Annotated in this window: 12 protein-coding genes and 1 pseudogene; 5 read left to right on the forward strand and 8 right to left on the reverse strand. The window is 39.6% G+C overall.

Features of this window, described 5'->3' with window-relative positions:
* The 4 genes and pseudogenes from BA1DRAFT_RS20710 to BA1DRAFT_RS20725 all read left to right on the forward strand — a co-directional run.
* Window positions 1-624: pseudogene (locus tag BA1DRAFT_RS20710) on the forward strand (hypothetical protein); the annotation flags it as partial.
* Between the two features lie 181 nt (window positions 625-805).
* Window positions 806-1849: a hypothetical protein gene (locus BA1DRAFT_RS20715; RefSeq protein ID WP_036783352.1), complete on the forward strand. Its 1044-nt coding sequence runs from the start codon at window positions 806-808 to the stop codon at window positions 1847-1849.
* A 182-nt stretch (window positions 1850-2031) separates the two neighbouring features.
* Window positions 2032-3072 (forward strand): hypothetical protein, encoded by a 1041-nt coding sequence (locus BA1DRAFT_RS20720; protein WP_036783355.1) that lies wholly within the window; start codon window positions 2032-2034, stop codon window positions 3070-3072.
* 126 nt (window positions 3073-3198) lie between these two features.
* Entirely contained in the window at window positions 3199-3468 is a 270-nt protein-coding gene (locus BA1DRAFT_RS20725; protein ID WP_036783358.1) for a type VI secretion system PAAR protein, read from the forward strand.
* Window positions 3469-3714: 246 nt separating this feature from the next.
* Here the strand turns inward: BA1DRAFT_RS20725 and BA1DRAFT_RS20730 are convergent, their stop codons facing one another.
* From BA1DRAFT_RS20730 to BA1DRAFT_RS20765, 8 genes are all read right to left on the reverse strand, one after another.
* The gene (locus BA1DRAFT_RS20730; protein WP_036783361.1) at window positions 3715-4089 is read right to left on the reverse strand and encodes a helix-turn-helix domain-containing protein; all 375 of its coding nucleotides are present in this window, start codon (window positions 4087-4089) and stop codon (window positions 3715-3717) included.
* A gap of 73 nt (window positions 4090-4162) precedes the next feature.
* The gene (locus BA1DRAFT_RS20735) at window positions 4163-4573 is read right to left on the reverse strand and encodes a hypothetical protein (RefSeq protein WP_036783364.1); all 411 of its coding nucleotides are present in this window, start codon (window positions 4571-4573) and stop codon (window positions 4163-4165) included.
* Window positions 4574-4578: 5 nt separating this feature from the next.
* Window positions 4579-5115, reverse strand: coding sequence for a LemA family protein (locus BA1DRAFT_RS20740; RefSeq protein ID WP_036783367.1), 537 nt, complete (start codon window positions 5113-5115; stop codon window positions 4579-4581).
* A gap of 11 nt (window positions 5116-5126) precedes the next feature.
* Window positions 5127-6008 (reverse strand): hypothetical protein, encoded by an 882-nt coding sequence (locus tag BA1DRAFT_RS20745; protein ID WP_051560911.1) that lies wholly within the window; start codon window positions 6006-6008, stop codon window positions 5127-5129.
* Between the two features lie 17 nt (window positions 6009-6025).
* Window positions 6026-6583 (reverse strand): LemA family protein, encoded by a 558-nt coding sequence (locus BA1DRAFT_RS20750; protein ID WP_036783370.1) that lies wholly within the window; start codon window positions 6581-6583, stop codon window positions 6026-6028.
* Window positions 6584-6776: 193 nt separating this feature from the next.
* Window positions 6777-7043, reverse strand: a complete 267-nt coding sequence (locus tag BA1DRAFT_RS20755; RefSeq protein ID WP_051560912.1) for a hypothetical protein — start codon at window positions 7041-7043, stop codon at window positions 6777-6779.
* Window positions 7044-7310: 267 nt separating this feature from the next.
* Window positions 7311-7589 carry a type II toxin-antitoxin system RelE/ParE family toxin gene (locus BA1DRAFT_RS20760; protein ID WP_036783373.1) on the reverse strand — a complete coding sequence of 93 codons (279 nt, stop codon included), beginning with the start codon at window positions 7587-7589 and terminating at the stop codon, window positions 7311-7313.
* Window positions 7589-7873: a CopG family ribbon-helix-helix protein gene (locus tag BA1DRAFT_RS20765; RefSeq protein WP_036783375.1), complete on the reverse strand. Its 285-nt coding sequence runs from the start codon at window positions 7871-7873 to the stop codon at window positions 7589-7591. The genes BA1DRAFT_RS20760 and BA1DRAFT_RS20765 overlap by 1 nt, the downstream gene beginning before the upstream one ends.
* 486 nt (window positions 7874-8359) lie before the next feature.
* On the opposite strand from BA1DRAFT_RS20765, the gene BA1DRAFT_RS20770 reads away from it, so the two are divergent.
* A complete protein-coding gene (locus BA1DRAFT_RS20770) occupies window positions 8360-9178 on the forward strand; it encodes a hypothetical protein (RefSeq protein ID WP_160170028.1) in 819 nt (272 codons plus the stop codon).
* Window positions 9179-9247: the final 69 nt, after the last annotated feature.

A 9247-nucleotide genomic window follows, 5' to 3' on the forward strand; every position in this document is an offset into this window, starting at 1 on the left:
GGTCAGCCTGTGGCAACAACACCCGCGAATGAAGCGAAATATGCTGCTATTAGCACACCGGTGGTGCGTCATGTGATACAAGCTGAAAAAGTAGGACCTGGACATATAGATAAACAATATTTTTATCCGAAAGAATTTCCGCCCAATATGACTTTATACCGGTTTAGTCGGAATGTAAAAATCAGTGGCTTACCTGAATGGGAATGGGTGAAAGCAACCCCTTACACCGATACTCCAGAGCAACGTCAGCAATTGCAACAGGCTTATATGGCTGCTTGGCGGGCCTATAATGCTAAGGACTTGAATACACTCCGTGATCAACAAAAGATTGCGCTCAAGGCATGGGCTTGGGCTACTAATGAAAGTGAAGAGAGTGTTTTTGCTGATCAATCTGTTTACCGTAGGATCAAAATAAAAAGTTTCAAAATGAAGCCAATTAACTGGGATGACTACCAAGTTAAGATAATGAATCAAGGTAAAATGGTTAGGTTAGTGAATAAGTCGGATTTAAAGAATTCTCCAATATCCTACTATTACGTTGATGAGGAAGATGGGGAAACGGTTCTGTCTACTGTCGCACCAATCTTTTCATTAATTAATGGCCGTTTTGTTCAGGTAATTTAATGGGTAGCAATATCGGGTTATTTGACCCGATATTTTTACTTGATGGGAAATGCAATAAAAGTCGGTGATACCGATACAGCATTTGGTGATTGTAAAACGATACTGGGATTGTGGGTTTGGTTAATATTAAAGTTGAATAATATTCCACTTATCACCGGATTACCCGGAATGTGAGGATAAAATGAGATTGAAACTGTTATTGCTGTTATTAGGCGTGATTACTATGTCAGGTTTAGGCGTGGTGGTAATGCAGGGTGCTAATGCAAATGAACCGAGGTTGTATATTCGCAGTTTATTCGATATCCAATATGCCTTTTGTGACATCAAAACCAATGGCGTAACGGGAATGGATAATCGAAACTCAGCCCGGCGAGGTCGGGGATTTGGTACTGCCAGTACGGCTTCCATGTTATTTATGACAAACGGTGAAAATGAAATCAGTCTAGAATTTGGCGCACTAGGTTGGTTTTCCCCGGATAAGATATCAGATGAAACCCGCAACCACTTTAACCCTGAGGCCAAATGCACGCTGGAACTGACGGCTATGCGTGGTAAAAAAAGTGAAGTATTGACGGCAATTGAAGTGGCAATTGATAAAAATGGTCAGCCTGTAGCAATAACACCTGCAAATGAAGCGAAATATGCTGCTATTAGTACACCAGTGGTACGTCATACGATTCAGGCAGAAAACGTAGAGGCTGGACATGAGGATAAAGACTATTTTTATATCCGAAAATTTCCACCTGATATGACTTTATATCGGTTTAGCCGAAATGTAAAAATCAGTGGCTTACCTGATTGGGAATGGGAGAAAGCAACCCCTTATACCGATACTCCAGAGCAACGTCGGCAATTACAACAAGCTTATGTAGCGGTCTGGCAGGCTTATAACGCTAAGGATTTGAATACACTCCGTGATCAACAAAAAGTTGCGCTTAAAGCCTGGGCTTGGGCTTCTGGTGAAACTGAAGAGAGTGTTTTTGCTGATCAGTCTGTTTACCATAATATCAAAATAAAAAGTTTCAAAATGAAGCCAATTAATTGGGATGACTACAGAGTGAAAATAATGAATCAGGGAAGAATGGTCAGGTTGGTGAATAAATCAGACCCAGAAAGTTCCCCAATATCTTACTATTACGTTGATGAGGAAGATGGAGAAACAGTTTTGGCTACCGTCGCACCAATCTTTTCATTAATTAATGGTCGTTTTGTTCAGGTAATTTAATGGGTAGCAATATCGGGTTATTTGACCCGATATTTTTCCTTGATGGGAAATGCAATAAAAGTCGGTAATATCGATACAGCATTTGGTGATTGTAAAACGACACTAGGATTGTGGATTTGATTAATATTAAAGTTGAATAATACTCCACTTATCACCGGGTTACACCGGAATGTGAGGATAAAATGAAATTAAAATGGTTATTGCTATTATTAGGCGTGATTACTATGTCTAGTTTAGGCGTGATGGTAATGCGAGGTGCTAATGCAAATGAGCCGAGGTTGTATATTCGTAGCTTATTCGATATTCAGTATGCTTTTTGTGACATCAAAACCAATGGCGTAACGGGAATGGATAACCGTAATTCGGCTCGGGAAGGTCGGGGATTTGGTACCGGCAGTACAGCATCTATGTTATTAATGGCAAATGGTGAAAATGAAATCAGTCTGGAGTTCGGGGCACTAGGCTGGTTTTCTCGGGATACTTTGTCAGATAAAGTCCGCAGCCATTTCAATCCTGAAGCGAAGTGTAAGTTAGAACTGACAGCCATGCTCGGTAAAAAGAGTGAGGTACTGACGGCTATTGAAGTAGAGGTGGATAAAAATGGTCAACCCATAGCAACGGTATCTGCGGATGAACCTAAATATGCCGCTATTAGTACACCAGTTGTACTTCGTGTGGTACAAGCAGACAGTATAGAAGCCGGATATAAAGACGAAAACTATTTTGATATTCGAACATTTCCACCCAATATGATCTTATACCGGTTTAGTCGTAATGTGAAAATCAGTGGCTTACCTGAATGGGAATGGACGAAGGCAACACCTTATACGGATACACCTGAACAGCGCCAGCAATTGCAACAGGCTTATATGGCTGTTTGGCAGGCTTATAATGCAAAAGATGTGAATACTATCCGTAATCAACAAAAAGTCGCTCTCAAAGCCTGGGCTAGGGCTACTAATGAAAGTGAAGGGAATATCTTTGCTGACAAAGATTTTCATAATGATTTCAAAGAAAAAAGTTTCAAAATGAAACCGATTAATTGGAATGACTACCGGGTTAAAATAATGAATCAGGGTAGAATGGTCAGACTGGTGAATAAATCAGACCCGGGGAGTTCCCCAATATCTTATTACGTTAATGATGAAGATGGTGATACGGTTCTAGTTACCATTGCGCCAATCTTTTCATTAATTAATGGCCGTTTTGTTCAGGTAATTTAATGGGTAGCAATATCGGGTTATTTGACCCGATATTTTTACTTGATGGGAACAGCAAAAGAAAGCTATTATCGGTTACGCAAGATAAAGACTAATTATGTTAATTCTGCCAGATATGGAGGAAGAAATATGGGTAATGCGGTAAAGATTGGTGATATTGGCACAGCGCATGATGATTGTGGAGCGACATCGGTTATTTCGGGATCGACCAGCGTAAAAGTTGACGGTATTCCTTTAGCTCGTCAGGGCGATAGTTTAGCGCCACATTCATCTCATTCACGCATAATTGCCGGTGGTTCCAGTACCGTTTTTGTTGATGGTAAACCTGCGGCGAGAACCGGTGACGCAGTGAGTTGTGGTGGAGTTGTGATTGGTGGTGGTAGCGTTAATATTGGTTAAGGAAAAAACATATTCTCAGTTAATATGCGCAGCGCCGTTTGTGATTGTAAAACCCCGGACCCTTATATTCACAAAATTAGTGTTAAAAGTCGGGAAATGGGTTTTTCATTATAACCAGATTGAACCGATAGGGGATATTTGAGTGGTTGATGAAGCGGGTGGTATACCGGCAGCAATTTCATTGGTGGGAAAACAGCAGGGTGAGATCTCACCCTGGCCGTATTGGTAACTTTTTACTAACTTTAATCAGTCGAGCACTAGTTGACTTATTCGGCAATCATATAAATCCGCTAATTTTTCAATCGTTGCTTTGCGTGGGCGCTCTGATTTCTCAAACTGAGAAACGGCAGCTTGTTTTATACCCAGTTTTTCCGCTACCTCAGCTTGTGATAGTCCACGATAAATGCGCCAAGCGGCTTGTAGTGAAACTTCATCGTCTACCATGATAGAAACGACTTCATGAGGAATAGTTTCATCGTCATTTGGTTCCGTTGTATAGGGAATAATTTGATAATTTTCATCATGATCCGCAGCTGCCAACAGTCTTTCGTACTCGTCCATTGGTAAAATAACGGCTTGTTTTTTGCCATGCTCGTCTGTAATAAATTGAATACTAGCCATATTCTTTTGCTCCGTATGTTTACGTAGTTACGTAGCCCTTAGAGGTATCTTGAAATCCATAGAGTATATATGTTTATTTCCTCTGCTTTCTTTTCTTTTTTTTGGTATTATTTTTTCTTTCTATTTTCGAATGTCTCTGGCGCATGGCGTCATCCTGTTCAGCTAGTTTAAACACGGCTTCTTTATTAATAAACCAAAAAGACAAACAGGCCGTTTGGGCAATAATCAAGCTCCAGAACAGGCGGATAATATCGTTTGTAAAGATTAAATAAATGATAACGACACAGAGTAAATTAATAAAAGCAGAGGTTAATAGACTGATAACCAATGTCTGAATAACTTGGCTAATTCCCGGTATTCGAGCAAAGGGAAGTAGGCATAACATTGCACCCACAGGGCCGAAAACCGCCGTGACGATTAAAATACCCGGATTACCACGGATGGCATCAACAAATCCGAATAAATCAAATGGAATGGTAAACATGGGTTTTATCCTTGCATAGGGTTCAGCATTGGGCTAGGTTTATATCTTAATATCCGGGCGAAAATGATATTGGGAAACTGCCGGAGCCCGGTATTGTAAAGAGCAACACTTTCATTAAAGAATTCACGTCTGTCTGCAATCTGATTTTCCAGCAAAGTGATCTGCGCTTGCAAATGTTGAAAAGATGGCTGACTAATTAGGGCCGGATAGTTTTTTGCAAGTATCAGAAATGACAACAACTGATGTGCTAATGTATTACCTATTTTCACCTTTTCATCGGTTATTTTTGCACTGGGGTAGTTTTTCCTGACTTCTGATAGTTGCAGAAAGAGCGATTTTTCATGGGCCATTGCTTGTTCTGTTATCGTGATAAGTTGTGGAATTAAATCAACCTGTTTTTTCAGTAAAATATCAATATTAGCAAACGCTTTATCCCGGTATCTTTTTAACATAATGATTTTATTAAAAACGCCTACGAGATAACGAACCGCAATAATCAGGATGACGGCCAGAATAATAAAAGCGAGAAGATATCCACCCATTGCTGTTATCTCTAAAATAACCATTTCAGTAATGGAGATTCACGATAAAAAACCGTTAAATGATGAGACTGATATTCATAAGGAACGGTCAGAATAAAGGCAATCAGGATTGCTGCACTAATGACGGTAATTGCAAGATTACGGCGCATTGGCGCAACTTCATTCCAGGTGCCCAAATATCCCTTAGAGGCAATCCCCAGTAATCTGTGAGGAGCAGCCTGAGTAATAACAACTTGACCGTCTTTTTCAATAGCGGTACCAATAATTAAATACTCTTCATTTGGAAATAACAAATACTCTTGGTAAGAAACGGAATTGGTTTCATAATTCTGATAGGAAGAAAAATTCACAAATGTCAACGTTTCTGGTGTTGCATCAATACGGACTGATCCTGAATCATCGGTTAAAGTGAATTGACGGATTTTTTCTTCCGAATGACGCAAAGAATAACGTTTATCGCCTTCTGAGTCTTTTATGACATCATATTCATAATAACGATAGCCATAGCATAGCTTGTTACTCAGAGGACTTTTGAAGTGAGTTCCCTCTGTTATTTTTCCTTCTACTTCTACCAAGCCCATAGCGATTGAACGGATTTTTGATGTGGGCAAAATCTTCTGAAATTTAAGGAATTTTTTTTCCGGTGTTGTTTTCAGACCGTTATAGATAAATAGTAATAAAATTAAGCCAAATAAGGCGCCGGGTGAAACAAAAAAGGCAATCAGAAAAATGGCAATAGCCGCCGAGCCTAAAATCACTTTCCAAATTTCCCTGCTGGCAAATTTACCGGACTGCCGTACTTGTCTATAATACTCTGCCGCGTTTTTCCCAAACGAAAAGATTAATACACAGGAAAAAACAAAAATAAAAGTAAAAAATAGTATAGTCATCATAAGGTTTACCATCTGATTTATTTAAACTTGATACCGTCATAGGCTTTTTCTGCCTGACTGATTTCTAACAAAGGCAGCCTCTGATAATGAAACATGCGGGCAAAAATCAGATCAGGGAATAGATAAATCGCCGTATTATACTCCGTTACTGCATCATTAAACATTTCGCGGCGATGAGCAATTTTATTTTCTAGATCCGTCACCGATGTCTGCAATTGTGAAAATTGGGAACCTGAAATCAATGTCGGATAGTTTTCAGCTACCGCCAGTACAGATCGGAATGCATTGCTCATTTCATTGGAGGCTTTGATTTTATCCGTGAGGGTATCGGCATTAAGATATCCCTGCCGTGCATCACTTAACCGAGTAAAAATATCACGTTCATGTTCCATAGACTTTTCCAGCACGGTTACAAGCTGCGGGATCTGTTCTGCACGCTGTTTTAAAATAACATCGATATTGGAAAATGTATTGCTTGTCTGCTCTTTCAGAGCAACCAGCCGGTTATAAATTGTGATCCCCCAGCCGATAAGTCCTACAGCAATGAGAGAGATAATAATAGTGGTTACTGTCATCTTTTTCTCCACGAAAATCCGGTTATATTTACTATACTGGTTATATTTACTATATAAGTCATGCCTTCCCTGCTGATTTGGGTAGCACCGTAGCGCCAGGGAAAGATTCCGCTTTGTTTAACCTGTCATAATCATTTAAAAATGAGAATACAGAAGTATTAAGCATACTATATCGAGGACAGATTTATACCCGTTATCTTTCAAGTTTTTCTGCAACTTCTGATTGTGACAAGTCGCGATAAACACGCCAAGCAGCAATGATATTAATTTGTTGCTCAACCATGATCCCAACTACTTTATGTGGGATAGTTTCTTCATCATTTTCACCTACTCCATATGATACTGATACATAATCTTCATCTCGATCAGACAGGGCTGGTAGACGTTCATACTCTGTGATAGGCAGGATGACTGATTGCCGCACACCGTTTTCGTCAGTAATAAAGTTGATTCTGGGCATGGAATTTACTCCGGTTAAATTTGAGCAATATAATATTAAGGATATTAAAGTTATCTTTGCTATTTTTTGCTAATCTAGTTTTTGCTGTCGTTTAACTTTGTTATATCCAATTGAACTATTGAGAAGATTTCCAGTTCCGATACTTTTTGTGAATCGCTTTTCGGTACTGGAATAGTTGAAATCGAGAATGATTGATTTTGCACTGGCAAGATCAAGGATAGTTTAAGAGCCGTGAAGGGGGAAATGTCACCCCTATCATGTAAAGTGTTAAGATTTGGGCCATTGTCTGGCGGTATGCAGTATACGGAGAATACGTACGATTCTACCTGCAACGTCATAAATTAGTGTGTAATTTTTGTGGACCACTAACTCACGAGTGCCGTTAACCCGGCCTGACCGACCAGAATTGGGGTGATTAGTTAGAGAACTGGCTTTCTCTGAAAAAAGTTCATCAAGAGCTAATGCTGCTAACGGGTTATTTGCCTCAATGTAGTTATATATTTCCTCACGATCTTGAATGGCTTCTGGCGTCCAGAATAATTGCATTATTTGGCCTCAAAACGGCGGAGCGTGGCTTTGCGACGGGCTAAAAATTTAGACTCAACTTGGTCGGCTGGCACTAGATTGCCGGCATTGGCAGAAGCTTGGCCTATTTCTATTTGCCTGCGGAGCCAGGCATCATGGATGCTCTCTTCTTGTTGCTGACGCACGAAATCGCGCATGAAGTCACGTAGTAGCTGTGCGCCTTTGCGATCGAGTGATTTCGCAGCCGAGGTAAAATCATTTTTCAGGGTATCATCAACCCTAAAGGTAAAAGTAGTTTCGCTCATAGCTAATGATTCCATCGTAATGTGTTACAAAGTAAGTACAGTGTAGTACTTAAATGGGTAGAATACTACCAGAAGGACGGTAAAATGATATACCCGTTATCTTTCAAGTTGCCTCTTTGTTGGCTGCACTCACTCGCCCCGGTCACAATAGTTATCTATGCTCCCGGGGATTCGCTTCCTTGCCGTCGCGATGTATCTAGAAATCCATAGGGTATAATATCTATGAGCCGGGACATATGCAGGATAAAGAGTTGCTATTGCAGAAGTTCGGCGAGTTGCTTCATAATTAACCATGTTTGCCAAGTTTGGTCCTGGTTCCCGTGTTATTTGATTTCCCTTTTGATCTTGCTTTTAAAAATCGTTACGGTATAACGCCTAAAGCGGGCAGCGTTTCTGGTTACCATTGCATGCAAACGGTTGAAAACAATAACTAATATTAGAAAATAATCTTAAGTATTGTGTATGTACCATAATGAACATCAAGTAATGAAAGCCATTTACGATAACTTTTATGGTCAGATTAATGATAATGGTGTTATACCTATTGACCTACGTGCGCCTTCCTTGGTTGGTACAGTTCAAGATGATCCCTTTGATTGCTTGATTGAACAAAAACTCCAACAAGCATTTCCTGAATTGGAAGTTGTTCGTTCAGGTAAGCTGACTACTCCTGATATTATTATTCGTGATAAGCGAACGGGTATCATTGTTGGGCTTGAAGTTAAAAAGTTAATTCAGAAGCCGAATGGCACTGATTCACGTGGTCTTACTATGGATTACAATAGTTGCTTGCCGTGCGGAACTGCTTTGATAAAGATGGGCAATGCAATGGCCGATATTCCTTGTTATTACATGTACGCATTATTGAGCAATGACAGTAGCAGTATTGTAACTTTTATTTTGATGCACGGTGATTTCATCAACTATGACTTTAATCTTTATAAGAAAGCCAAAGTTGCGAACCAAACCGAGTATAACCACGGTCCGTACGGTGAAGGTTCTGTTCGTCATCGGGCAATGTATACGTACCCTAATCCACTGAACTACAAATTAAAGTGTTTTTATACAAGAAAAGTTTTTGTAGCGAAAAAATTTGATTGTGAAAATCTTCAGATATCGCACTTGGCTACAGAAGAAGTATCAAGGTACGATATTTACGAAAACAATTTTTTGTACAATATCATTGATAATGGAAAGCCTGATCAATCTGTTGAGCCTGTTCTGATTGAAGATATTTTTGCTGACTGCAAAGCACGTGTAGCAAAAATACGTACGTCTGTTTCTATGCCAGTGTTAATAAAATAATATGAAGTATATAATTGAAAATGATTTTCCTTTCGAGCAGATTGATCCAATTGCGGAAATCGAAAGTTA

The sequence above is a fragment of the Photorhabdus aegyptia genome, assembly GCF_000612035.1.
In the GTDB taxonomy this organism is placed as follows: Bacteria; Pseudomonadota; Gammaproteobacteria; order Enterobacterales; family Enterobacteriaceae; genus Photorhabdus; species Photorhabdus akhurstii.

Coding starts and splice junctions, on each gene's coding strand:
- BA1DRAFT_RS20715 (WP_036783352.1), top strand. CDS start 806: ATGAGATTGAAACTGTTATTGCTGTTATTAGGCGTGATTACTATGTCA.
- BA1DRAFT_RS20720 (WP_036783355.1), top strand. CDS start 2,032: ATGAAATTAAAATGGTTATTGCTATTATTAGGCGTGATTACTATGTCT.
- BA1DRAFT_RS20725 (WP_036783358.1), top strand. CDS start 3,199: ATGGGTAATGCGGTAAAGATTGGTGATATTGGCACAGCGCATGATGAT.
- BA1DRAFT_RS20730 (WP_036783361.1), bottom strand. CDS start 4,089: ATGGCTAGTATTCAATTTATTACAGACGAGCATGGCAAAAAACAAGCC.
- BA1DRAFT_RS20735 (WP_036783364.1), bottom strand. CDS start 4,573: ATGTTTACCATTCCATTTGATTTATTCGGATTTGTTGATGCCATCCGT.
- BA1DRAFT_RS20740 (WP_036783367.1), bottom strand. CDS start 5,115: ATGGGTGGATATCTTCTCGCTTTTATTATTCTGGCCGTCATCCTGATT.
- BA1DRAFT_RS20745 (WP_051560911.1), bottom strand. CDS start 6,008: ATGATGACTATACTATTTTTTACTTTTATTTTTGTTTTTTCCTGTGTA.
- BA1DRAFT_RS20750 (WP_036783370.1), bottom strand. CDS start 6,583: ATGACAGTAACCACTATTATTATCTCTCTCATTGCTGTAGGACTTATC.
- BA1DRAFT_RS20755 (WP_051560912.1), bottom strand. CDS start 7,043: ATGCCCAGAATCAACTTTATTACTGACGAAAACGGTGTGCGGCAATCA.
- BA1DRAFT_RS20760 (WP_036783373.1), bottom strand. CDS start 7,589: ATGCAATTATTCTGGACGCCAGAAGCCATTCAAGATCGTGAGGAAATA.
- BA1DRAFT_RS20765 (WP_036783375.1), bottom strand. CDS start 7,873: ATGAGCGAAACTACTTTTACCTTTAGGGTTGATGATACCCTGAAAAAT.
- BA1DRAFT_RS20770 (WP_160170028.1), top strand. CDS start 8,360: ATGAAAGCCATTTACGATAACTTTTATGGTCAGATTAATGATAATGGT.